General features: G+C 37.7%; 21 protein-coding genes and 2 riboswitches. Of the genes, 14 read left to right on the forward strand and 7 right to left on the reverse strand.

Annotated elements, in window-relative coordinates; all coding sequences use genetic code 11:
• Positions 1-544: 544 nt before the first annotated feature.
• The 8 genes from ACIQ7N_RS12970 to ACIQ7N_RS13005 all read left to right on the forward strand — a co-directional run bounded on the left by ACIQ7N_RS12970 (position 545) and on the right by ACIQ7N_RS13005 (position 10,392).
• Positions 545-2,368 (forward strand): IucA/IucC family protein, encoded by a 1,824-nt coding sequence (locus ACIQ7N_RS12970; RefSeq protein ID WP_402932668.1) that lies wholly within the window; start codon positions 545-547, stop codon positions 2,366-2,368.
• Positions 2,340-4,094, forward strand: a complete 1,755-nt coding sequence (locus tag ACIQ7N_RS12975; RefSeq protein WP_402932671.1) for an IucA/IucC family protein — start codon at positions 2,340-2,342, stop codon at positions 4,092-4,094. Before ACIQ7N_RS12970 ends, ACIQ7N_RS12975 begins: the two co-directional genes overlap by 29 nt.
• Positions 4,095-4,096: 2 nt before the next feature.
• On the forward strand, positions 4,097-5,329 hold the full coding sequence (locus ACIQ7N_RS12980; protein WP_402932674.1) for an AMP-binding protein: 1,233 nt from the start codon (positions 4,097-4,099) through the stop codon (positions 5,327-5,329).
• A complete protein-coding gene (gene asbD, locus ACIQ7N_RS12985) occupies positions 5,326-5,583 on the forward strand; it encodes a petrobactin biosynthesis protein AsbD (RefSeq protein ID WP_402932677.1) in 258 nt (85 codons plus the stop codon). The genes ACIQ7N_RS12980 and asbD overlap by 4 nt, the downstream gene beginning before the upstream one ends.
• A 13-nt stretch (positions 5,584-5,596) precedes the next feature.
• A complete protein-coding gene (locus ACIQ7N_RS12990; protein WP_402932679.1) occupies positions 5,597-6,571 on the forward strand; it encodes a DUF6005 family protein in 975 nt (324 codons plus the stop codon).
• Positions 6,568-7,392: a sugar phosphate isomerase/epimerase family protein gene (locus ACIQ7N_RS12995; protein WP_402932682.1), complete on the forward strand. Its 825-nt coding sequence runs from the start codon at positions 6,568-6,570 to the stop codon at positions 7,390-7,392. Before ACIQ7N_RS12990 ends, ACIQ7N_RS12995 begins: the two co-directional genes overlap by 4 nt.
• 703 nt (positions 7,393-8,095) lie before the next feature.
• Positions 8,096-9,793: a hydrogenase maturation protein gene (locus tag ACIQ7N_RS13000; protein WP_402932685.1), complete on the forward strand. Its 1,698-nt coding sequence runs from the start codon at positions 8,096-8,098 to the stop codon at positions 9,791-9,793.
• Positions 9,794-9,894: 101 nt separating this feature from the next.
• Positions 9,895-10,392 carry a YfbM family protein gene (locus ACIQ7N_RS13005; protein ID WP_402932688.1) on the forward strand — a complete coding sequence of 166 codons (498 nt, stop codon included), beginning with the start codon at positions 9,895-9,897 and terminating at the stop codon, positions 10,390-10,392.
• Between the two features lie 262 nt (positions 10,393-10,654).
• Here ACIQ7N_RS13005 and ACIQ7N_RS13010 read toward each other — a convergent pair whose 3' ends face one another.
• From ACIQ7N_RS13010 to tenI, 5 genes are all read right to left on the reverse strand, one after another.
• Positions 10,655-11,674, reverse strand: coding sequence for a thiazole biosynthesis adenylyltransferase ThiF (locus ACIQ7N_RS13010; protein ID WP_248718862.1), 1,020 nt, complete (start codon positions 11,672-11,674; stop codon positions 10,655-10,657).
• On the reverse strand, positions 11,671-12,438 hold the full coding sequence (locus tag ACIQ7N_RS13015) for a thiazole synthase (RefSeq protein ID WP_402932691.1): 768 nt from the start codon (positions 12,436-12,438) through the stop codon (positions 11,671-11,673). The genes ACIQ7N_RS13010 and ACIQ7N_RS13015 overlap by 4 nt, the downstream gene beginning before the upstream one ends.
• 2 nt (positions 12,439-12,440) lie before the next feature.
• A complete protein-coding gene (thiS, locus tag ACIQ7N_RS13020; protein ID WP_142507722.1) occupies positions 12,441-12,644 on the reverse strand; it encodes a sulfur carrier protein ThiS in 204 nt (67 codons plus the stop codon).
• Positions 12,645-12,655: 11 nt separating this feature from the next.
• Positions 12,656-13,786: a glycine oxidase ThiO gene (thiO, locus tag ACIQ7N_RS13025; protein ID WP_248718864.1), complete on the reverse strand. Its 1,131-nt coding sequence runs from the start codon at positions 13,784-13,786 to the stop codon at positions 12,656-12,658.
• The gene (gene tenI / locus ACIQ7N_RS13030) at positions 13,787-14,506 is read right to left on the reverse strand and encodes a thiazole tautomerase TenI (RefSeq protein WP_402932696.1); all 720 of its coding nucleotides are present in this window, start codon (positions 14,504-14,506) and stop codon (positions 13,787-13,789) included.
• Positions 14,506-14,613, reverse strand: a riboswitch (TPP riboswitch). It overlaps the preceding gene by 1 nt.
• 981 nt (positions 14,614-15,594) lie before the next feature.
• Between tenI and ACIQ7N_RS13035 the strand changes: the two genes are divergently transcribed.
• Complete coding sequence (locus ACIQ7N_RS13035; protein ID WP_402932698.1) at positions 15,595-16,227, forward strand: TetR/AcrR family transcriptional regulator; 633 nt, start codon at positions 15,595-15,597, stop codon at positions 16,225-16,227.
• 5 nt (positions 16,228-16,232) lie between these two features.
• Positions 16,233-16,784, forward strand: coding sequence for a GNAT family N-acetyltransferase (locus ACIQ7N_RS13040; protein ID WP_402932701.1), 552 nt, complete (start codon positions 16,233-16,235; stop codon positions 16,782-16,784).
• A 386-nt stretch (positions 16,785-17,170) separates the two neighbouring features.
• Here the strand turns inward: ACIQ7N_RS13040 and ACIQ7N_RS13045 are convergent, their stop codons facing one another.
• Positions 17,171-17,341: a hypothetical protein gene (locus tag ACIQ7N_RS13045; protein ID WP_402932704.1), complete on the reverse strand. Its 171-nt coding sequence runs from the start codon at positions 17,339-17,341 to the stop codon at positions 17,171-17,173.
• A gap of 237 nt (positions 17,342-17,578) precedes the next feature.
• A complete protein-coding gene (locus ACIQ7N_RS13050) occupies positions 17,579-19,753 on the reverse strand; it encodes a DNA topoisomerase III (protein ID WP_402932706.1) in 2,175 nt (724 codons plus the stop codon).
• A gap of 401 nt (positions 19,754-20,154) precedes the next feature.
• Positions 20,155-20,338: riboswitch (cobalamin riboswitch) on the forward strand.
• Positions 20,339-20,529: 191 nt separating this feature from the next.
• On the opposite strand from ACIQ7N_RS13050, the gene ACIQ7N_RS13055 reads away from it, so the two are divergent.
• From ACIQ7N_RS13055 to ACIQ7N_RS13070, 4 genes are read left to right on the forward strand one after another with little or no spacing between them, the layout of a single operon-like run.
• The gene (locus ACIQ7N_RS13055; protein WP_255505028.1) at positions 20,530-21,519 is read left to right on the forward strand and encodes a FecCD family ABC transporter permease; all 990 of its coding nucleotides are present in this window, start codon (positions 20,530-20,532) and stop codon (positions 21,517-21,519) included.
• Entirely contained in the window at positions 21,520-22,293 is a 774-nt protein-coding gene (locus ACIQ7N_RS13060; RefSeq protein WP_402932708.1) for an ABC transporter ATP-binding protein, read from the forward strand.
• Positions 22,294-22,351: 58 nt separating this feature from the next.
• Positions 22,352-23,350 (forward strand): ABC transporter substrate-binding protein, encoded by a 999-nt coding sequence (locus tag ACIQ7N_RS13065; protein WP_402932709.1) that lies wholly within the window; start codon positions 22,352-22,354, stop codon positions 23,348-23,350.
• A 47-nt stretch (positions 23,351-23,397) separates the two neighbouring features.
• Positions 23,398-24,105, forward strand: a complete 708-nt coding sequence (locus ACIQ7N_RS13070) for a precorrin-3B methylase (protein WP_402932711.1) — start codon at positions 23,398-23,400, stop codon at positions 24,103-24,105.
• Positions 24,106-24,203: the final 98 nt, after the last annotated feature.

Here is a 24,203-nt window from a genome sequence, read left to right on the forward strand (position 1 = left end):
ATATCAACAGCCGACCAAGAAAATGTCTTGGTTGGAAAACTGCAAACGAGGCTTTTAATGAGCAATTGTTGCACTTAATTTGACAAATCGTCTTAATAAAAAAATTATGGGTATACAAAAACAAAAGTACATTCATTCCGAGATAGCGTTTTCTCCTTGTAATATTTTGTCGTCACAATAGATCACAAATCAATAAATCGGATAAATGATAGAAGAAAAAATCTTTGCTGCTACAGTTTTACATATTTCGATGACTGTATTGCTATATAGGTCTTTAGACATTTGACCAATTATGAATTTCCTGTATTATGTAAATATAGTTGAAAATGATAATCATTATCAATCACATCGCGTACATATCATCCTATAAATTTTTAATGTTCTTTTAATTATTAGGAATGTGTACCATTCGTCAGCCACACATTTATTTCCATTTTTTTCTTATTATCTGTCTTTCTAGCGAGGAAGACAAATTTTTTTAACAAACGGTGAGAACAATTTTCATTTACTGGCTAGAAGATTCTGTGAAAGGATGGCTAATTACATGCAACAGATTGCTAAACAGATTGCAGAAAATGCAACGTTTCAGGCGTTTATGAATTGTTATATACGAGAAGTGAATAGCGGACATTGGATCGAAAAGGAGGAGTGGATAACAGAACGGAGACTAACTATCCTGATTACAGAGGGACATATGTTAGAGCTTGAGTTGCCGATACAAAACACCCGTATTGCATTAGGTGTGGAATACAAATCTCTTGTTGGAAGACATAAATTTGGTGTTTCGTTGAAGTATTGTACGAATAAAAAACAATGGCTTGTCGAAGATAAATTAACGATACTCATCATGCTCATTCAAGAGCTACATTTAATGGCGAAGGCGGATGGATGTCCTGAATTTTCTCCCCATTTTGATGAACTTATTTTGCGCATCATTGAGAGCTATCAAACAATGGCAAATTATATTGAAAACAGTTTGAAAGATAAGAAACAACATGGAGCAAACGCTACATTTATTGAAGCTGAGCAGTCTCTCTTATTTGGACATTGGCTTCATCCGACACCTAAAAGCAGACAAGGTATGGCAAATTGGCAACAAATGAGTTTTGCTCCAGAGCTACAAGGATCTTTCCAACTTCACTATTTTCGTGTCGACCCTAAAATTGTGAAAGAGTCCTCTGTATTAGAAAAAAGTGCGAGTGAACTCATTTATCAGTCTTTAACAAAATCACAACCTGATTTTGTTATGTCAAAGAAAGATTGCCTCATTCCGATGCATCCGCTTCAAGCACAGTGGCTTTTACAGCAACAGTATGTAAAAAAAGCACTTGCTGAAGGATTGATAAAATACGAAGGTGCGCTTGGGGCATTGTATACAGCAACCTCTTCGATAAGAACAGTATATAGCCCAAATGAAGAGATGATGTATAAGTTTTCAATTCCTGTAAAAATAACGAATTCGTTGAGGATAAATAGAACACATGAACTAAAAGCTGGAATTGTTATGGCTCGGTTAATGAATAAGATTAATTTCTTGCAAAATTATCCATATTTCCGGATGATTGATGACCCAGCCTATATGACTGTAGAGTTCCCAAATCAGACGGAATCAGGGTTTGAGGTTATTTTTCGCTCAAACGTATTTCCTAAAGGATATGATGAAGGAATATGTATGATCGCTACTCTCGTGCAAGAGCCCTTACCAAATGAAAAATCAAAATTGTGTCAGCTCATTATGACAATCTCACAATCTGAATTTCGCTCTTTAGAGAGTGTGAGTTTAGATTGGTTTAAAGTCTATTGGAAATGTGCTATTGAATCATTATTAAGATTATACGATGAGCATGGAATAGCTCTCGAAGCACACCAGCAAAATAGTCTGTTAAACATTTCTTCAGGTTATCCAACTACTTATTATTATCGTGATAACCAAGGATATTACTTATCAAAGGCATATAAAGAAGAACTTCTTTCAATAGAGCCTTCTTTACATGAAACAGCTGAGCTATTTTACGAAGATTCCCTTATTCAAGATAGATTTACATATTATTTGTTTATGAATCAATTGTTTCCCGTTATTTCTCGATTTGGAGCAGATCAGCTAATCGATGAAAAAATTCTTTTGAAGTGGTCTACCGATCAACTGCACGTGTTAGAAAAAGAATTTACAGGTTTCGGGAAGGCATTCGTTCGTAACATTTTACAACAAGAAGAGCTTGCGTTTAAAGCAAATCTATTAACAAGGTTTCACGATGTAGATGAACTAGAAGCCGAACTTGAACAAGCGGTATATACGAAAATTCCAAATCCGTTCGTTCTTCAGCATGAGGAGGCAGAGTATGCAGCAGCTACAGCCTTTAGCTTCTAAACAAGGAGAGCTACGTGTAAGGCGGCAACTTGTAGAAGCAATGATTTTTGAAGGACTAATTAAATATGAAGAAACTCGTCTAGATAAATGGACTTCCATTTTTACGCTTGTTGGTCAGAAATGCACCTATCGTTGTGAAGGAAGAAGAATGGCATTTGATCGCATCAGAATACAGAGAGATAGTATTTTTCTAGTAGGAAAAGAGGAAACGTTACTAGAGGCAACGCTTGAGGCTCTAGTTGATGAATTACTTTCCACTCATAGAGACAAAGTTCGATTACTAAAAGAACTTCATTTAACGAGTAAGCTATGTGAATGGAATGATCGACATCTCCAAATGCCGACGTCGAGAAGAAATTCGAGCTATGAAGAATTAGAATCAGAAATCATTGAAGGACATCCATATCATCCTTGTTTTAAATCCAGAACCGGTTTTACGATCGACGACCATAAACACTATGGCCCCGAGGCAAAGCAATCATTTACCCTGCAATGGGTTGCAGTGAGAAGAAGCTATGTACGAATCTCTGTTCTTGAAGAGGAAGAGAACTTTTGGAAAAGAGAGCTAGGGCTTTTGCTGTGGGAAGACCTTCTTGCAACGCTAGCGGTTTTCGATGGAACATTTGAAGAATATACGTTTTTACCTGTTCATCCTTGGCAGTGGCATAACATGAAGCATGAACTAGCTGGCTTAATGGAGCAAAAAGATCTAATACCTCTAAAAGTGCAAGGAGATTACTATCGGGCAACCCAATCAGTGCGAACATTATGGAATTTTACAAATCCAAAAAAGGCGCAATTAAAATGCTCGATGAATATGGTGAATACCTCTTCATTACGAAAGTTACATGCTCATGCTGTTTGTGCTGCTCCTCATATTTCAGCATGGCTTAAACAGGTGATTCAATTAGACGCCTATTTACGAGAGGAAGCGTCTCTTGTTGTACTGGAAGAATATGCAGGGATTATTTTTGAACCGAATGTAAACAAACATAATAGCAAACTAGAAGGACAGCTTGGCTCCATATGGCGAGAAAGCGTGCGCTCGTATATGAAGGATGAGGAGGAAGCGGTACCGTTTACGGTACTAATGATGATGGAGATAGATGGGCGTCCATTTATTGATGATTGGCTTTGCCGATATGGAACGGAGGAATGGGTAAAACGCTTGATCGAAGTGAGTGTTATTCCTGTGTGGCACCTGCTTGTCGTCCATGGTATTGCGGTTGAGGGCCATGCGCAAAATATGATTTTATTACATCAAAATGGGTGGCCGACTCGGGTTGTACTAAGGGATTTCCATGACAGTGTCGAATATATGGAAGAATTCATTGCAGACAGAAGCCTAATTCCAGACTTTGAAACGATACACGATCGTTTTAAAGATGCACCTGTCGATCATTATTATTGGATGTCTTCTGTTGAGGCTTTACGAGAGTTAGCGATGGATACACTATTCGTGTTTCATTTAAGTGAACTATCTTATGTGCTAGAAGAGCAGTATGGATTTGCAGAAACACATTTTTGGAGTCGAGTTAAGGACGGAATACAAAAGCACTTTGAACGCTTTCCATCATTATGCTCAAGAAATGAACAGCTTCAGCATACTAGCACACAAATTTATGTTGAATCTTTGCTAACAAAGAAACTTCAAAATCAAGAAGAAGGTAATTTTCGACACATCGTCAACAATGCGTTGGCGCAAGCAGATAAAAAGGGGAAATGAGGATGTTTTATGTCAATGATCAATTTTATACAGTAGAAGATATCGAGAAGCAATTTGAAATATATGAAAGCTTACCGCAGCTAAGGGCGTGTAACAATCGCAGACTAGCTATTTGTACGGATGACACTTTCCAATATATAGCTCTTTGTTTATACATTCGCGAAAAAGGTGGATCAGTTGTCCCAATCCATCCAGCGACGCCAAAAGAGGGAGCTGTACGGCTAGCTTCTTCAGCAGGTAGTCATCTATTAATGTTCCAATCGATTGATACTTTCATCGAACTATCAAATCATTCCAATAACCAAGAAGGCGTATTAGTTCAAATGAGCTCAGGTACAACAGGAGCCCCGAAATGTATTGAACGAACGTGGAGTTCAGTGGAAGAAGAAATTGCAAGTTATGTAGAGACTTTACCTGTCGATTCCATGACAAATTCTGTTGTCGCTTGTCCGGTTACGCATTCTTATGGATTCATTTGTGGTGTTTTGGCTTGCATAAGAAGGGGGGCAAAGCCAGTTATTATTACGAACAGTAACCCTAAATATATTTTGAAAAAACTAAAAGAATATCCTAAGCACATACTCTATGCGGCTCCAGCGTTACTTTATACATTAAGTCGATTATTACCTATTGATCAACAATTTGATCGTGTGATGACGTCAGGAACTATGATGCCGCACAGTTGGTTGACATCATTAAGAGAGAAATCTAACCAAGTATTACAGCAGTATGGATGCTCAGAATCCGGGTGTGTTGCGATTCATCCTAATGTGAAAGATCCGAAACAAATGGGCTACCCCCTTCCTCATGTGAAGGTGACAGCTGGTGACAAACAAACACCGAGCGAAATTATCATTGAATCGTCTACACAAACAATTTATACAAAAGATCTCGGCTTTATAGAAGATAATGTTCTTTTTTTTCTTGCAAGAATGGATGACACGATTAATGTAGCAGGCTTGAATGTGTATCCGCAAGAAGTTGAAACCGTGTTAATGAATGACCCAAGAATAGTCGAAGCAGTCGTTTATAAGAAACAAGACAACTTATCAGGAGAGCGAGTATGCGCACAATACGTGTCTACCGAACCGATAGATAATATGGAGCTTAGAGAATGGTGCCGGAAATATCTCGCCCCACATCAAATTCCGATGGAGTTTGTGTTTGTTCATGAAATTGAAAAGCTACCGAATGGCAAAGTAAGTAGAAAAAAGCTTGGAGGCATACCAGTATGACGCGACAACAATTGATCAAGAGCATCTATGATATTTTAGAAAATTCATTAGAGTTGCAGACACTGTCTTCTTTTAATGAAGATGCCCGATTAAATGAGGATTTGTATATGGACTCCATTATGGTCCTTCAACTGATTCTTCATATAGAGTTGGATCTTGGCATTTCTATTCCTGATGAGGTTCTCGTTCCTAAAGATTTCAAAACAGTAGGAGCACTGGCAAGCTTTTTAGAAAAACAGCAAAAGGTAGAATAATCGGAGGCTAAAAATGATAAAAGTGCATTGTTTTGTAAGCTGTGTTTGTGAGGTTATTAAGAGAACGGAAGGCGTCGATCATAGGCCTTACTATTTTGGGGTATGGGACGCAGATTTTGATGTGCTCGATAATGGAGTGCTAACATACCACTCTGATCAAATTGATCATCATTTCTTTCAAATATGGTATGAAATGCTCTATGGAATCAAGCTATACAAATGGTATGACGACAAGCAATCAAAACAAGACAATATAAACAAACTGCTAAAGTTATTAGAGAATAAATCTCCACATCAACATGTGATGGTGATGCTAGATTTATCGATGCTTCCAGAGCGAGAGAATAAATTTCATCAACGTCCATTCCCTCATTATGTGATGCTAGAATCAACAGAAAATGAGGAAGATTGGTTTATGTATGACCCTGATTTTCGCTGGGAAGGGATTTTACCGAAAGAGAGAATTTTAGCTGCAATCCAAGAGCCAACTGTCGAAGGTGGTTATTACTTTAATGCTGAGACGATTAATGCGCCAACTACAGAGACGGTTGAAGCCTATTTTAATACATGTATAAAGCTGCATTGTAATCCGTTGACCGATGCAATTACCGAGATTATTAAAGAGTATTTTGCAGGAAAAGAAAAAGAAAATATGTCAAAACTTCCGACTGCATTAAAACAATTGCCGGTTATAGCGATCAGAAAATATGCGTATGAACATGCGTTTGCATTTTTTTGGGAAGCACTTGGCCGCGATGAGGAAAGCTTTGACAAATGGTGTGATGATATTGAGCGTTTAGTAAATGGCTATACAACGATTCAGTATCGAGTGATGAAACTTGCGATGACACAAGATTTATTAGTAGCTAAAGATATTTTTGTGAAGTTAGAAGAACAAAATCTCCTTGAGTTCAAGATTAAGCAAGGATTACAAGAAAGTTTTGAAGCATGGTTAACATTACAGCATAAGAAAGAGGTTATAGTATGAAACTATCTATTTGTACAATCTCGTTTCGGCACCATCTCCACTCCATTGACCAATTAGCCCAATTTGCAAAAAATCAAGGTTTTCAAGGAATCGAGCTGTGGGGTGCTCATGCAAAGAACTTGGCAGATGAACTTCATTATGGAGCAGATTGGCTAAGCTCCTACGGTTTAGAAACGAGTATGCTTAGTGATTATTTGCCATTAGAAGCACCAATTTCCGAGATGATGGCTGAAACAGAGAAGTTATCTGCCCTTGCCAGGCGCTGGGGAACAAATAAGATTCGCACATTTGTAGGAAAGAAGGGCAGCTCAGACACGAGTCGGAAAGAAAGGGAAGAACTTATTTTCAGACTAAGAATGCTCTGTGATTATCTTAAGTCAAAAGGACAATATTTGCTTGTTGAAACGCATCCGAATACATTGACAGATAATCTACCTTCAACGATGCAGTTACTCGAAGAAACGAATCACTCAAGCCTACGAGTGAACTTTGACGTTTTGCATATATGGGAATCAGGGATAAATCCTATTGCCGCCACAAAGCAACTTCGTCCTTATATCTCACATTTTCACTTTAAAAATATTGCCTCACGCACACAACTCGATGTTTTTGCTCCAAACAATGTTTATGCTGCAGCAGGGTCGAGAGAAGGGATGGTTCCATTGTTTGAAGGTGCAATTGATTATAATGAATTTCTAGCAGAAGTACTTTCAATCGTGGAGGTAGATGCATCATTGGAATGGTTCGGATCGAATGTGAAGAGCGTATTAGCAAAAGATGTACAGGAGGTAAAGAAGGCGTTGCAGTTGGTGCAAGTTTAATATGTAAAAGCTAACTATCTGTTTTCGTAAAGGAAAGAGGCAGAGATTTAGTGAGAAAATCAGAAAAGTGCGGGAAATCAGGAATTGATTTCTCGCACTTTTTAAAGTTTTGACTAGTTTTGTCCATTTTCCCTCATCAGCAATAGAAGCTTTTACTAAAACGCCTTCAGCTTAGTGGATTTAATTATAACCAATTTACTTTTCCAAAGCGTACTCATCAAAGTGATTATATAAAAATACGATCAAAAAAGTCTTTTTCTGAAAAGTAGTTCAGACTATTGATATTTCAACATTTCCAACGTCTATAAATTGGTTATTATTGATAATTTGTCTATTATATGTCAATTTTGTAATTTTGAAGTTTTTTATTGTATTTATTTTATGTCTTGCATTGACTCACATCCCTCGAAAAAATAAAATGAGAACATTGGGAAATTTTCCTAATTAAAGGGCGCTTTTTTTCAGGGCTTGAAAAAGAAAATGCCCTCTTGCATGATGCATGATTGTCAACTAGTAAATGACTCATCATCACTTAAGCAGGGCTCCATTTAGGAATTCTAATGCGAACCAAAAGACCAATCAAGTATCAGATAAAAAGCACGCCATTGGTTCAATGTGGTATACATTGTGTATCTAAAAACAATAACAAGCCCTGTTAAATTTTGTTTATCATTACCTAATAGAAAGATATTGGAGGATTAAAATGAAAATATTATTTATAACATCCGCACATAACAGCATGAGCCAACGTTTTTACGTTGAATTGACAGATAGAAAATATGAAGTGGATATTCATATTACCACAACAATAGACGCAATGATTCAAGCAATAGAAGTTTCAAAACCAGATTTGATTGTCTGTCCGTTCCTGAAGACTGCCATCCCAGAGGAAATTTGGAAGAAGTATGTATGTATTATTGTACACCCTGGTATTAAAGGGGATAGAGGACCTTCTTCTATTGATTGGGCGATCATGGGACAGGAGAGAGAATGGGGAGTTACACTACTTCAAGCAGAGCAGGAAATGGATGCAGGAGATATTTGGTCTACAAATAATTATTCGATGCGTGAAGTTAGTAAAAGCACGCTATACAGACATGAAGCAACACATGCAGCTGTAAAAGGATTACTTGATTTATTGGAGAAGTTTAAGGCGTATCAAAAAGAAGAGTATTTTCCTGAACCATTAGATTATAATCATTCAAATGTGAAAGGTACACTTTTACCAACAATGAAACAATCTGACCGTAGAATTCATTGGCTTAGTGATAATTCTGAAACTATTGCAAGAAAAATTCGTGCTGCTGATAGTAACCCTGGCGTTCTCGATACTATATTCGGTGAAGAGTACTATTTATTCGGTTGTCATGTAGATGACAGAATAGTTGGGAATTGTGGGGAAATTCTTGGCTATCGTGATGATGCAGTATGTGTAGGAACGATTGATGGGAGTGTTTGGATTAGTCACGTAAAGAAAAAAGGTGGAATAAAGTTACCAGCATCACTTGCTCTAGCACATTTATTAAGGAATGTTCCTGAATTACCTATTAATCCTTTTGACGATATTGAAGGAAGAACATACAGAGAAATCTACTATAAAGAAAAAAATCAAGTAGGGTACTTGCATTTTGATTTTTATAATGGCGCTATGCACACCTCACACTGTAAGAAACTTCAACAAGCCATTAAAGAAGCGAAAACAAAAAATAGTAAAGTATTAGTTTTAATGGGTGGACATGATTTTTGGTCTAATGGCATTCACTTAAATACTATTGAATATGCTGAAAATCAAGGGGATGAATCGTGGGAAAATATTAATGCGATTGATGACATGATTCTTGAAATTCTAAATTCACCAGACAAAATTGTTATGACTGCTATGCAAGGAAATGCCGGTGCAGGAGGGGTCATACTAGGTCTTACAGGTGATTTTATTTTTGCAAGAGAAGGTGTTGTTTTAAATCCTCATTATAAAAAAATGGGGAACCTATATGGTTCAGAATATTGGACGTATTTATTACCAAAACGCTTGGGGAAAGAGTTAGCTTTTGAAATTACTGAAACATGTCCTGCCTTAAGTACATTAAAAGCAAAAGAAATCGGATTAATTGATGATTATTTTAAAGGTAATGTCCAAGAATTTAATGAAAAAATACAAAAAGTTGCTGAATATTGGGCATCTTCGTCTCTTTATGATGAAATTATTGCAAATAAACAAGCAGAACGAGAAAGAGATGAAAAAGAAAAGCCATTAGCAGAATATCGCCATGAAGAATTAGAACAAATGAAGATTAACTTTTATGGAGAAGATAAAAGTTACCATATTGCACGGAAAAAATTTGTCTATAAAATAGCTTGTGATCAGCCAAGCGTTCTTCTAAATGATAAAATAACGATTTGAAATAATTAGTGCTAATTCCCTTTCATCGGAATGGGGCGGACCAAACGCCCCGTTTTGAATGATGAGATATAATTGATAGAAAATAAAGGGGAAGATACACGATGGGAATTATGGCCAGTTACTTATCATTAAACAATGCTTTAGCGGATGAAATTGCCGAGTTAAATAATTTCCATATCGTCAAGCGACTTGAGGAGCTTATGGAAAATCATAGCTGTCCCGTTAATGAAATGGATAAATTATGGGACGGATTGCATTGTTTGTTAACAGGGATCTCTGCCTCACAGCCAATCGAGAACCACCCATTAAGCGAGGCCATTGTCGGCGTTCACGTGCTGGATACTGAAGAATTTGTCAGCGTCATTGGTTCAGAAGAGCTTCCCCGGATTTTAGAAGCTCTTCATTCTATGGATAGGACTGTCTTGCAGCAACAATTCAAGCCAGCAATTTTTAGAGCCAAACAGATTTATCCGGATATTTGGGCGGACGATGAAGCCGTGGAGCTTTTCGCAGAACTTATAGCGGAACTCGATCAGTTAATCCATTTTTATGAACAAAGCCTTGCCCGGGGGCATGACATATTAATCAGCATTTATTAAAACTGCATCAATCTTAAACCGTACCCTATCGAGAGATCTACTCGATAGGGTACAGTTGGAGATACGAAGGGGTTTATTATATATCCTACCAAAGCGGGACTAGTTGGGGGAAAAATGGAGTTGCAATGCGGTGCTTATGAAGGCAAATTTCAAAAGCAATATAAAAAGAAAATCCGAACTATTAGGAAACATTAAATGCATTTCGTCATGAGTTCGGGTTTTTCAACAGCTAAAAACTTTTTGTCCAGCCTCATTCAAATTTTTATCCTAAATAGCGATGATACAGTGTTTTCGCTTCTGCAATATCTTTTGTTCCGTGGACTAAAACTCGCCCGTCTTTAAAAATAACCAAACGATGATTATCGACACTATAAGATAACAGATAAGGGTTGCGCTGAACATTTCCGCCTTGCTGCAAAAAAACTTTTTCCAGTTTGGCTAAATCCTGTTCTTCTTTCGCGGAAGGCCGGATTTGAACAGAATCTCTTCCGCATAGTACAGCTGTTTTTGTTTGATTTTCAAAGGATAGGTAGGGATATGTCCGATTGTTCCCGCATGATGGGCAATCATCTTTTTTCATCTTATCCACTTTTATTGCACTATGTTGGTTTTTCCAAAGATCAAAAGATAGTAATTTATTCCGTAATACTGCTGTATCATCCACTAATATTTTTAAAGCTTCACTTATCTGATGGGCAGTAACCATTTGCACGGCAGGACCGATGATTCCCGCGGTATCGCACGTTAAACCTCCGATAGGAACTGTTTCCAATAAACATGAAAAACAAGGGTTTTTTTCAGGAATGATCGTATATGTAATACCATAGCTCCCCACACAAGCGCCATAGATCCAGGGTACTGAGTATTTTTGCGAGACATCATTCATCATCATTCTTGTTTCAAAGTTATCGGTCGCATCAATCATGAGATCGGCCTGTTTTGCCCATTCTTCTAGCTCAAACACTGACGCATCCGCTACTATTGCTTCGACTGTTACAGTTGAATTGATGGCCTCCAGGCGTTTTTTTGCTGCGATCGCTTTAGGCATCCTGTTTTTTGCATCATCTTCAGCGTATAGCTGTTGACGCTGCAGGTTTGACCATTCCACATAATCTCGGTCCACAATCGTCAGTTTACCTATTCCCGCGCGGACTAGTGCTTCGGCATTTGTTGTTCCCAGCGCCCCAGCTCCAACAATCAATGCATGTTTAGCTGAAATTTTTTGCTGTCCGGATTCTCCGATTGGTGCAAATAATTGCTGTCGTGAATAGCGATCATTCATCCAATACTCATCCCTTCCAAAGGACTGCTCGCTGTGGCATATCGTTTCTTCGGAATTCTACCAGCTTCAAAGCAAAGGCGTCCGGCCTCAATAGCAAGTTTCATAGCTTTTGCCATCTTGACAGGGTCTTTTGCTGCAGATACAGCTGTGTTTAATAAAATTCCATCAGCACCCAGTTCCATTGCCATTGCTGCATCAGCAGGAGAGCCGATACCAGCATCGACAATAACGGGCACCGTTGCTTGTTCAATTATAAAACTCAAGTTAAGCGGGTTAATGATTCCCCGTCCGGAACCGATTGGTGAGGCTCCTGGCATTATGGCATGGCAGCCTAATTCCTGCAGCTTTCTGGCTAAAACAACATCATCTGATGTGTACGGAAGCACAATAAACCCTTCCTTTATTAATTCTTCTGTTGCTTTTAACGTTTCAATAGGGTCAGGAAGTAATGTTTTGTCACATCCAATGACCTCTACTTTAACCATATCGCAAAGGCCGGATGCTTTCGCTAGCTTTGCAATGCGGACGGTCTCGACTGCGTTTTTGGCTCCTGCTGTATTTGGCAATAAAGTATATTTTTTAATATCAAGCTTTTGTAAAAAATTTGGCTGGTTCGCTTCAAAGATATTCATTCTCCGAACGGCAAATGTCAGGACTTCTGAATCCGATTCAGCAACAGCCTGCTTTTGGATATCAAAATTAGGGTATTTTCCTGTTCCAAGCAGCAAACGGGATTGAAATGAATAAGGACCTATTTTTAACATAATTATCCGCCTCCAACAAAATGTACAATTTCAATGCGGTCTCGGTCAGAGAGCAGGGTTTCCTGATGATCAACTTTGTTCAGGATCTCTCCATTTACCTCAATTACAACTACTTTATCTAGCAGTTTGTAATATTCGAGCAGGTCCGAAACGTACACAATTTCCTCTGACAACTTCAAATTTTCTCCATTTAGTATTACTTCCAAGATTTGTCCTCCTAACTAACTGATATTTGAGATCGATCAATGCGAAACGCAGAAAGAAACTGTTCATCTTCCACTTGACCTGTAAGCAACTGGGCTGTGAGTTTGCCAGTAAGCGGGCTTAATAGAATTCCGTTTCGATAGTGTCCGGCAGCTACAAATAGCCCCCTAATAGTAGGATGCTCGCCAATATAGGGAATCCCATCAGCTGTCTGCGGCCTAATTCCTGCCCACACCCGTTCCCAAGGGGCATCTTTCAGCTGGGGAATCAGCTTCACGGCTTGCTCAATCAAGGTAGCAATTCCTCCAGCTGTTACTTGTTTATCAAACGTATTTTCCACGACTGTGGCCCCAATGTAAATTTCGCCATTTCGCTTAGGAACAAAATAACAGCGTTTATCTGAAAAAATCGACCTGTGAACGATCGGCTTATTCGGCTTTACAGAAAAACATTCTCCTTTCACAGGATAAACGGTCAAGTTGATTCCCGTATTTTTCATTAAATCGGCAGCCCAGGCGCCGGTAGCGACAACAACCTGTTCACAATAGAAGGCTCCCGCTGATGTGTATACTCCTTTGACAACGCCGTTTTCATAGATAAAAGAAAGGACCTCTGTATTTTCGCGGATTTCTGTACCAAAATGCTCTGCAGCTTTTGCGAAGGCAAGTGATAATTTTGCAGGCTGCACATGGCCGTCATTTGGAAGGAACATAGCACCGGCAACAGTTGGTGCTAATGCAGGTTCCATTTCTCTTACTTGTGTTGCATCGAGCCATTGGATGCCGGAATCCCAGTTCTGCTGGAACAATACCTGACTTTTTAACGCTGTAGCTAATTCTTCCGTTTCTGCAATTTTTAACATGCCTTTATTCACAAATTCGATATCGATCCCCGTATATGTCAGTAATTCGTTAGTGATGGAGGGGAACATCGCCTGGCTTTTTAATGCCAACTGGAAAAATGGACCGTCGTGTTCCATTTCCGCCTGTGCTGCCAGCATACCTGCTGCTGCACTGGAGGCTTCATTGGCCAAAGTTCCTTTTTCAAGAATGACGACTTTTTTTCCTAGTTTAGAAAGTTGATAGGCAATGGAAGAGCCATTAATTCCTCCCCCGATAATGGCAACATCAAATGTATTTTTCACTCAACACATCTCCATTTTAACTTCTTTTTGATAGCTTTTTATTGCAGATAGAGGATCATCGGCGTTTAAAACGCCTGACATCACAGCAATACCGTCGGCTCCGCTGTTTATTACCTGTTTAGTATTTTCAGGAGCAATACCGCCGATTGCAATAACAGGAATATCTAGTGAACCAGTAAGCTTTTTTAATTCCTCTAAACCCCTTGGTTCCAATCCTGGCTTTGATTGGGTAGAAAAAATATGACCATATATCACATAGTCGGCTCCCAAGCGTTGAACCTTTTTTCCTTCTTCGACCGAGTGAATGGAACAGCCAACCGTCAATTGAGGAAAGTTGGCTTTAATCATAGATGCATTCAAACTATGATAGGCTAGTTGGACTCCTTCCACACCTGTAATAACGGCAACGTCTACCCGGTCATTAATGATTATTTTGGATAACGGAACGCCAACTCGGGAAAGCAGGTTGACTGCTTCATATAATTCTTTTGCCTTCATTTGTTTTTCACGCAAATGGATAGCGTCGGCATATGGATGGATGTCTGCTAAAATTTCACTTAGTTGTTCCATTGGCATTTTTCCATTAGAAATGACATGAATCGCTTTTGATAATAGAGTAATGGGGGTCACCTCTTTAAGACTTACCCGCCTTCCAAATGTAGGATGCAAAAAAGCCACTTTCTTTTCGGTAAAGAAAGTGGCTGGAGATGAAAAGGACAAATTTCCATATACCACTTCCCTACGCTGGCATTAACCAGGTCAGGTTCATAGAGTCCCGAAGTCACACTTCAATCTCAGCCTTTACAAAGGCACCCCTAGCGGATAAGTTATTTATTTTATTTAATTTATTTCCAATATTAGCACTATTCATGAAGATGTCAATCATTATGAATAGATTACTAGGGGTGCCATTTATTTGGCTGGGGGAAAAATGAATTTACAGAACGGGAGAATCAATATGAGACGTCAATTCAGCAATAACTAAATTGCTATGGGGGAAGAATATTCATGGGCTATTCAAATAAGACTCCGCTTAAAGCAAAGAGTATTGTGCGCTTGAAGAGTATGTTGTAAGTACAAATTTTGTTAATTCTCTTTTGAAATATAATTGCTTACAAAAGTTGCTAGAGCTAGATGAATTCAATGAACAGTATATGTTTCTACTGTTAGAATTTTTAATTGAGCAAAATAAAAAACAGGATTGTTTAAAATGCTTTGAAACTATACCGGCAAAATTAGCTGAAATTGGTTTATCTGTTACGGAGAGAATTAATAAAAGATATAACGAATACTTGGCAACTATATAGATTTCTAGCAGTCTCAAATATTAATATTTCGAATTCATTTTCATTCAGATGGAAAAAGTCATGGTGCCATGAAATTGATTGAAAGTAGTATAGAACTCGTAAAAAACACCCCGTAGTAGTTATTATATCTAACATCTACGGGGTATTTCTCTAAATATTAAGAGTGTCAGTCTATCCTATCCGCTCTTTTAAAGATAAGGCTTAAATGATATCGGATAATCTTTAGTTTTCTTATACATTTCGATTATACAAGCTGCTAATTGTTGAATACCAAGTTCTATTTTCTTTTCTTCTGCTTGTGAAATACTTAGTCGGATTGCTTTCTTAAATGCTGACTCATCACATTCTTATATAGTAGAATATGAATTTTTTTAAGACATCGCCCATGTTATGAATATAAAAGGTTGAAACTATACACTAGTGTCGGTATAATCTAAAATATAAACGACAACGGTGTATAGTTTTTTATGTGCGTTTTGTCACTCATTAAGGAGGTGGCTTATGGCTCCAAAAGTTAGTGAAGAATATAAAAAAGAACGAGAGAAAGAACTGATAGAAGCGGCTAAGAAGGTGTTTATCGAGAAAGGTTTTGTACGCACTACTATGCAAGATATTATGGACGAAGCTGGAATATCCAGAGGTGCATTGTATAGTTATTTCGATAATATTAATCATGTTTTTATCGAAGTTTTAAAATATGATGACCAGAAAGACATTCAATATTTTGTGCCATCTAATGAAGGCCTACTTTGGCCACAATTAAAAAACTGGATTGAAGAACAGCAAATTTATATTGAGGCAATTGACCAAACATTGCTCTTTGCAAAGGCGGAATTCTTTTTATCATATAAATACGTAAATAATAAAGATAATTTCCCTTACATTTCTGAACGCTATAATCGAACTACTGAAGCAATAGAAGAAGTATTGAAAGAAGGAATGCGAAAAGGAGAATTTAGACCTCAACAATCTACTGATTCAATTGCGAGGTATATCCTATCATTTATTAACGGTTTAATGTTGGACACATTTCAACTGGGACATGAACAAACAAAAGTAAAGGATCAATTATCCGTCTTACTGTTCTCTTTAGAAAAATTAATCAATCCAAAATCCGAAACATACGAGGAGTGAATATTATGTTATTTGAATCATCTAGGGTGAAACTAAGAAAAATGACCAAGGAAGATACAGAACTATATCACAAATGGAGAAATGATGTGGAAGTTATGCATTCCACGAACCCATCTTTAGATGTTTATCCGATGGAAGAAACGAAAGATTTTGTAGATCATGTTATTTTGGGCACTCATGCAGGGAAAAGCTATATTATGGTTGAAAAAGGAAAGGAATCACCAATTGGTATTGTTTCATTAATCAACATTGATTATAAAAATAGAAATGCTGAATGTATTATTGACATCGGTGAAAAGGAATATTGGGGAAAAGGATATGGTTCAGAGGGATTGAAATTACTACTGGATTATGCTTTTTACGAAATGAATCTCCATCGAGTTTACCTAAAAGTATTTTCATTTAATGATAAAGCTATTAGTTTGTACAACAAGATAGGGTTTATTCAGGAAGGAAGCAGTAGACAAAGTCTATTTAGAGATGGTACATGGTATGACATCGTTCATATGGGTATTTTGCAAAATGAATACTTTGAGAAACAAGTGAAGAATGTGTGAAAATTATTCCACCGTAAAATAGAGGAACAGGAATGGAGTAACGTTGAAACAACAAAAGGTCTAAAGTTGCTATAAAAACATTATGATAAGTAGTGAGTGAGGCTTTGCTAAAAAATATAGACATTACTATATTTCACCGAAAAATGTTTGAATGTTTATTCTTTATATCCCGAGCATTGGTAGATGCTTTCGAGTATGGTAAGTGAGAGCCAATGCAATACATTGTTTTAATTCAGCTACTGTATTTCATCATTCACAGCAATTCCAATTGCTCGATTTACGCCTGAATCTCTAAAATGGTTCCCGATTAGTGGAGGTTTTTCCAAAGAAGCACTGAAAATTGGCTGAGGGATTGTCCTTGGCATGTTTCTCATTGAAGGGCGGCTTTAATGGGGGAAATATTCTTTCCGTCGTTTCAATGGTTTCATCCGTCGCTCTGCCGATTCTTCCGTCACTTCAGCGCGTTCTTCCGTCGTTCGCGATTCTTTCCGTCGTTTCGTCCGTTCCATCCGTCGCTCTGGCCATTCTTCCGTCACTTCGGCGGGTTCTTCAGTCATTCGCGATTCTTTCCGTCGTTTCGATAGTTCCATCCGTCGCTCTGACCGATTCTTCCGTCACTTCGGCGGGTTCTTTCGTTCGCGATCATAGAAATGATCAAACTTTTTATAGAATGACAATAAAATATAGAAAAAGCATGTTTTGATTATTCCTTTTTTAAAACATGCTCTTTCTTTTTGCCTATCAAGGCATAGACTAATCTTTATTTTTAATTTATACAAACGATTTTCAATAAGTTATTGTGGAAATTTAAAATTAATCTTACGCTCTTTTTTATCCCAAATAAGGTGGGCATTAAAAGTTTTTTCGCCCTTTTTAAATCCTTTTATCAAGTCTGTTTCACCAGCTGCCAAGAGTTTTTTCATATTCGATTGTGAAATAGTTTTTCTTAAAAGTTTCTTTGAAACCGAGAATTTACAATTTGCTGTTTTATAATTTGAACAACCGTAAAAAGTGCCATGATCTATGATTGATCCTTCGCAAAGAATACATTTCCCAACAACTGTTTTTCTTTTATTATATTTTTTAGTATACGGATTATTTGCAGTGATTTTATCGACTGCATTTTGATTAAATGCCCATTCCTTTTCACGTTTGTTAGCATCTGAAATCAATTTGTCAGCAAGCTTTTTTACTTGTTCTATAAATGCTTTAGGAGAAGCGTTGCCTTCACCTATTTCAGATAGTCGTTGCTCCCATTTGGCTGTCATGGAAGGGGACGTTAAGATACTTTCACCAAGTGCCTCAATGAGTAACATTCCTTTAGCCGTTGCGAAGACTTGGTTTTTCTTAACTTCGATATAGTTTCGATCTTTTAATGTACCAATAATTCCAGCGCGTGTAGCTTCAGTACCTAATCCTTCCGTTTTCGATAGGACCTTTTCTAATTCCGCATCTTCTAAATGTTTACCCGCTGTTTTCATTACGGTAATCAAATTTCCTTCAGAAAAACGATTTGGTGGCTGGGTTTCACCTTTTTTTACGTTCGCTTTCGCAACGATACCTTGCTCATTTTCATGTAATAGGGGGAGCAGTTCATCTTTGTCTGTAGGTGAGTTATCTTTAGAATGATAAATAACCTTACGCCAACCTTCTTCTATTAGCACTTTGCCCTTAGAGATGAACTCTGCACGTTTATCAACAAGTGAATGAATCGTTGTGTAAGAAAATATGGCATTGTTGTAATGTGCTGCAATGACTTGTCTTGCAATTAAATCATATATTTTTTCTTCTTCTGGACTTAGCTTTGCTACGTCTGGTATTTGCTCAGTAACAATAATTGCATGGTGATCGGTTACTTTTTTTTCATTCACATATCTTTTATTATTCATAATTGAACTTGTCGGTGGCGGAAGAAGACCTTTGTATTTATCAATTTTACTTAAATGCTCTAGTATCTTTGGTAGTGTTTTGGCTTCTTCATTCGTTAAAAATTGTGAATCAGATCTTGGATAGGAAACAACACCCTTTAAATAAAGTTTTTGTAAAATATCCAGCGTGTTTTGTGGTGACAATTTATAAGCTTTGTTTGCTGTAGCTTGTAATGCAGATAAGTTGAATAACAATGGGGGAGCATATTCCTTTGTTTCTCTTTTAATACTATTAATTTCTACATTTTTATTGAGACAGAAATTAGCAATCGCAATAGCTTGTCGTTCCTCTTGAACTCTTGAAATGTTATCTTTATGCCATTTTGCTTTTAACAATTTTCCATCGAAATCAAACTCTGTTTCTACTTCCCAAAATGGTTCTGATTTAAAATTTGCAATTTCATGCTCTCTTTTTACTATTAGTGCAAGTGTAGGTGTTTGTACACGACCAATTGAAAATACATCTTTCACGCCATTTCTTTTGAGGAGTACCGTGTATAATCTGGATGTATTAATACCAATTAGCCAGTCTGCACATGAACGACTTAGTGCTTCAAAATAAATATCGCGTGTCTTCTCTTCTGGTAGTAAATTAGCAAACCCATTTTTTACAGCGTTTTCTGTTAAAGATGATATCCATAGACGTTTCATCGGTTTATTAACACCGCATACTCTTAAAATGGTACGGATAATCAATTCACCTTCACGCCCAGCATCACCACCAATAATGATTTCTTCAGTGTCTGATCTTTTTACTAAACTTTTAATTACATTGAATTGTTTATACTTTGACTTAGTCACTTTATATTCAAATCGATCTGGAATAATAGGTAATGTTTCTAATGTCCATTTTTTCCATGTAGAATTATATTCTTCCGGGGCTTTCAGTTCACATAGATGTCCAATCGCCCATGTGATAAGTGCTCCAGCTGGAAAGTAGGTGTTTGGCTTAACTTCGAAATAACCCGGTTTTTTTGTAAAAGAAAAGGGGGCAGCTAATTTTGCAGCCTGGTCTGGTTTTTCTGCAATTACTATTTTCATATGCACTTCTCCTATTAATAATAATTACAACTTTATGTTTAATAATTATAAATGAATTTTAAGGATAACGGTTATATTAATATTTGTGTCCATCTTTTATTAAGAACTCTAAGTTAGTCTTTTAGACATTTTAATTCAGTCAAATTTAAAACACCGGATTATCCACACTGATATTAAATATAGAGAAGAAGGCGATTACTCATAGTGTACTGTGAGGAATTTGTATAGTATGGTAAGATAAATCACTATCTAAATTTATTTATTTTTCTAATAATAATTAATGTTCAATAGTTCTGTTTTATAGCTATTAATAGCTCGTTTATCACCACTTTTACTTGATTGTAATAAATAATATAATTGCTATCTGGAAAATATTCTGATATTGTTCCTCTTATAACTTAATAAAATATTATTTTGTTGGTGCGAATGACTTGTTCGTTTGCTTAAAAGGGAAATCGGTGCAAATCCGGTGCTGTCCCGCAACTGTAATGGAGAGTCTATACAATATGTCACTGTAGCGAGCTATGGGAAGGCGTATAGATGATGAACCTAAGCCAGGAGACCTGCCAATAAAAGTCAACAAACTTACATAGAACCACGAGGATGGTTGTAGTGACTGGGAATCGACACCCTTTATTTAACTATGACATCCTCTTGTAGATAAGGGGATTTTTTTTATGCCCTTTGATTTAAGAGAGGAGAGCGTTTTGAAGAATCCAACAACAAGAAAAATTAACTTACTTTTAGTCGTATTAACGGGTGTCGTTCTAATATCTATGACGTTAGCGATAATGGTAGGCTCTGTGTCTATTACACCTAGTATTGTATGGCGCATTATTTTATCGCATATCCCGTTCAACCCACTTGGCATTACATTGGATTGGAGCCGTTCACAGGAAATCATCATATGGCAAATTCGTACTCCCCGCGTAGTACTTGCCATAATAGTCGGAGCGGGGCTTGCTATTTCGGGTGCTGCTATTCAAGCTTTAGTTCGTAATTCAATCGCGGACCCCTATATTTTGGGGGTATCTTCCGGTGCATCTGTCGGGGCTACATCTGTTATTTTACTTGGCACTTTTTCATTTTTAGGTATGTATGCGCTATCATTTGCTGCTTTTATAGGTGCGACAATTGCAGTACTGATTGTGTTTTTCTTAGCACGAGTTGGGGGACGAATTTCAGTTGTTCGCTTATTATTAGCCGGAATTGCCGTGTCACTAGTTTTGTCAGCAATGACGAATTTTATGCTGATGATGACGAAGGAAGAGGGAGGCATAAAGGCAGTGATCTATTGGATGATGGGAAGTTTGGCCGGAGCGAAATGGGTGAATATAATGATTCCGTTCGTAGTTTTAACGATCGTCTACATAATTTTACGTCTACATGCACGCCATTTGAATTTACTTTTACTTGGCGAAGAATCTGCTGTTACGCTAGGGGTTAATTTAGAGAAATTTCGATTGCTACTAATTTTAGTAATTTCCCTATTAACAGGTGTCCTTGTTGCTGTAAGTGGTGCAATTGGCTTTATTGGCCTGATTATTCCACATATCGTACGCATGATTGTCGGCTCAAATTATAAGTTTGTACTGCCAGTTAGTGCATTAATTGGTGCGATATTTTTAATATGGGCTGATGCAGCTGCGCGCATTGTGATTGCACCTGAGGAAATGCCGATTGGAATTATTACGGCTTTATGCGGATGCCCATTCTTTATATGGATGTTGCGTAAGCAAATGTATTCATTCGGGGAGGAGAATTAAATGGTATACGTTGCAAAAAACGTTACTTTTGCCGTGCAGCAGGTGAAAATATTAAACAATGTTTCTGTACATATTCAAGAACGCGAGTTTGTAGGCATAATTGGCCCTAATGGCAGTGGGAAATCGACCCTATTAAAAAATATGTACCGTATGTTACAACCTCAAGAGGGAGAAGTATTTTTATTTAATGAAAATATTTACAAGCAATCTTCAAAGGTGGTAGCAAAGCAACTTGCCGTCGTAGGGCAGGAAACACCAGTGCTATTTGAGTTTACTGTTAAGGATCTTGTGGCAATGGGACGTACACCGCATAAAAGGCTTTTGGAAGTAGATACAAAAGAAGACCTAGCTATTGTTGAGGAATCGATGCAGCAAGCAGGGGTACTGCATTTAAGTGAACGTACTTTTAGTTCCTTATCTGGAGGTGAGAAAAAACGGGTCGTTGTGGCAAGGGCATTGGCGCAACAGGCTAAGGTCATGGTATTAGATGAGCCAACGAATCATTTAGATATTCAGCATCAACTCCAGCTCATGGATTTAATACGGGGCTTGCCGATCACGGTCATTGTAGCCTTGCATGATTTAAATATTGCAGCAACTTATTGCGATAAAATTTATGTTGTAAAGGACGGAGAAATTGCGGCATATGGAACTCCGTTTGATGTATTAACACCCTCATTGCTACAAAAGGTGTTTAGTGTACATGCGGAAGTTAATGTCCATCCTGTCACGAAAAAGCCGCATATTTATTATATATCTGAGCAATTTTTATAGTTAGTTAAGAGTTTTAGATTTCTTTCCATAGATGAGTTAGAAAAAAGGAGAAGTAGACATGAAGACATTAAAAAGCGTATGGCTTGTTCTTGCAATCGCAATGCTAAGTATGTTAACAGCTTGTGTTAGCGAGGAAAAACAGGAATCATTATCGAAAAGCGAACAAGTAGAACCAGCAAAAGCTGGAGCAACGGAAGTAACGGTTGACAATAACGATACGACACAAGTCTATTCGGAAGCACCAAAAAAGGCCATTAGCTTAAATCAGCATGTGACAGAGATTATGCTAGCGTTAGGCTTAGAGGATTCAATGGTCGGAACAGCATATTTAGATGATGCAATTTATCCACCGTTACAAGCAGCGTATGAAAAAGTTCCAGTATTAGCTGAACAATACCCAACAAAGGAACAAGTGATTGATACAGGAGCAGATTTTTTATATGCAGGCTGGAAAAGTGGGTTTAGTGAGAAGGGTGTCGGAACACCAGAAGAACTAGAAGCACTTGGCATCCACACTTATTTACATACATCTTCAAGCATTAAAAATCCTAAGTTAGATGATATTTTCGACGATATCCGCAATATTTCCAAGATATTCCATGTGGAAGAGCGTGGAGAAAAATTAATTAAGCAAATGACAAAAGATGTAGAGGACATTCGTACGAAGCTTCCGCAAGAGGAGGGTAATTTACGTATTCTTGTATTTGATAGTGGTGAGAAAGAAGTTTTCACAGCTGCACAAAACTTCATGAATGAACTTGTGACAGTAGCAGGTGGAAAAAATATATTCGGCGATGTTGAGTCTGGCTGGACAACCGTTTCAAAGGAAGATGTAGTTGAGCGCAACCCTGAAGTTATCGTTGTAATTGATTATGGTTCAACTACTGCTGAAGAAAAAATTAATTTCCTAAAAAATGATCCGGCACTAAAAGAAACGGAAGCGGTAGTAAACGGGCGTTTCGTTATTTTACCACTATCAGCAGCATCTGAAGGTGTTCGTGCGGCTGAAGCAATTCGAATTTTGGCACAAGGATTTTATCCAGAAAGCTTTCAATAAAGAAGAAGAGCTAGCCATGTGCTAGCTTTTTTCCTAGGAGGGTAAAAATGACTATAAATGCTTTTAGCCATAATATTCCTGAAAAAACATTTGCTAAGTTAAACAGAGAAGGTGAATTTACGCGTCTTGCTGTGAGCCCTGGCATTATCAACAAACATTATACACCCGCACAATTTCAAACAATCGCGGAGGTAGTCGGAGTGAGGGGGGCTATTAAATATTCTGCGTCCTACAGTATACTACTATCTATACCGACAATAGAATTAACGACGGCCAAAAGGAAGTTGGAAAAGGTGGGCTTATATATTGCAAAGCAAGGTCAGATTGTAGCTATGAAGGCTTGTGATTTATGTGATGGCGATAAAATGGAGGCAGCACAGATTACAGAGGAGCTGTACCAGCGGCTGGAAGGTTTGGAAGTACCCAGCAGAATTTGCATTAATATGAATGGCTGTGCATCAGCTTGCTATAATGCCGTTTATGATGATATTGGGCTTGTATATCAGAAAGATAGCTTCGATGTATATTTAGGCGCTGTTCCAATGGGTAAACATGCACAGGCAGGGGAGCTATTTATGAAAAAAGTATCTGTACAGCATATCGAAAATCTTTTACAGGAAATAATAAGAGTCTATCAAGAACGTGCTTACCAAAAAGAACCCTTTTATAAATTTTACAAGAGAACAAAAGATGCAGACTTTTGGCAAACGATAAAATGCTATGAAAATAGTTCCGCGGATTCTAGTAGGGTATGATGAGCAACATACAAACAATTCGTAAGTTGATTGAGAACGGCTAGCCGACGGAAAGGTATGACGTGTGGTTGATTTCCGTTCCGACTGGGCGCTTTGTT

It is taken from the genome of Lysinibacillus sp. NPDC095746 (genome assembly GCF_044763535.1).
Lineage (GTDB): Bacteria > Bacillota > Bacilli > Bacillales_A > Planococcaceae > Lysinibacillus.

Bases quoted from the DNA above. Each gene is read 5' to 3' on its own strand.
- ACIQ7N_RS12970 (WP_402932668.1), top strand. From the start codon at position 545: ATGCAACAGATTGCTAAACAGATTGCAGAAAATGCAACGTTTCAGGCG.
- ACIQ7N_RS12975 (WP_402932671.1), top strand. From the start codon at position 2,340: ATGCAGCAGCTACAGCCTTTAGCTTCTAAACAAGGAGAGCTACGTGTA.
- ACIQ7N_RS12980 (WP_402932674.1), top strand. From the start codon at position 4,097: ATGTTTTATGTCAATGATCAATTTTATACAGTAGAAGATATCGAGAAG.
- asbD (WP_402932677.1), top strand. From the start codon at position 5,326: ATGACGCGACAACAATTGATCAAGAGCATCTATGATATTTTAGAAAAT.
- ACIQ7N_RS12990 (WP_402932679.1), top strand. From the start codon at position 5,597: ATGATAAAAGTGCATTGTTTTGTAAGCTGTGTTTGTGAGGTTATTAAG.
- ACIQ7N_RS12995 (WP_402932682.1), top strand. From the start codon at position 6,568: ATGAAACTATCTATTTGTACAATCTCGTTTCGGCACCATCTCCACTCC.
- ACIQ7N_RS13000 (WP_402932685.1), top strand. From the start codon at position 8,096: ATGAAAATATTATTTATAACATCCGCACATAACAGCATGAGCCAACGT.
- ACIQ7N_RS13005 (WP_402932688.1), top strand. From the start codon at position 9,895: ATGGGAATTATGGCCAGTTACTTATCATTAAACAATGCTTTAGCGGAT.
- ACIQ7N_RS13010 (WP_248718862.1), bottom strand. From the start codon at position 11,674: ATGAATGATCGCTATTCACGACAGCAATTATTTGCACCAATCGGAGAA.
- ACIQ7N_RS13015 (WP_402932691.1), bottom strand. From the start codon at position 12,438: ATGTTAAAAATAGGTCCTTATTCATTTCAATCCCGTTTGCTGCTTGGA.
- ACIQ7N_RS13035 (WP_402932698.1), top strand. From the start codon at position 15,595: ATGGCTCCAAAAGTTAGTGAAGAATATAAAAAAGAACGAGAGAAAGAA.
- ACIQ7N_RS13040 (WP_402932701.1), top strand. From the start codon at position 16,233: ATGTTATTTGAATCATCTAGGGTGAAACTAAGAAAAATGACCAAGGAA.
- ACIQ7N_RS13045 (WP_402932704.1), bottom strand. From the start codon at position 17,341: ATGACTGAAGAACCCGCCGAAGTGACGGAAGAATGGCCAGAGCGACGG.
- ACIQ7N_RS13050 (WP_402932706.1), bottom strand. From the start codon at position 19,753: ATGAAAATAGTAATTGCAGAAAAACCAGACCAGGCTGCAAAATTAGCT.
- ACIQ7N_RS13055 (WP_255505028.1), top strand. From the start codon at position 20,530: ATGACGTTAGCGATAATGGTAGGCTCTGTGTCTATTACACCTAGTATT.
- ACIQ7N_RS13060 (WP_402932708.1), top strand. From the start codon at position 21,520: ATGGTATACGTTGCAAAAAACGTTACTTTTGCCGTGCAGCAGGTGAAA.
- ACIQ7N_RS13065 (WP_402932709.1), top strand. From the start codon at position 22,352: ATGAAGACATTAAAAAGCGTATGGCTTGTTCTTGCAATCGCAATGCTA.
- ACIQ7N_RS13070 (WP_402932711.1), top strand. From the start codon at position 23,398: ATGACTATAAATGCTTTTAGCCATAATATTCCTGAAAAAACATTTGCT.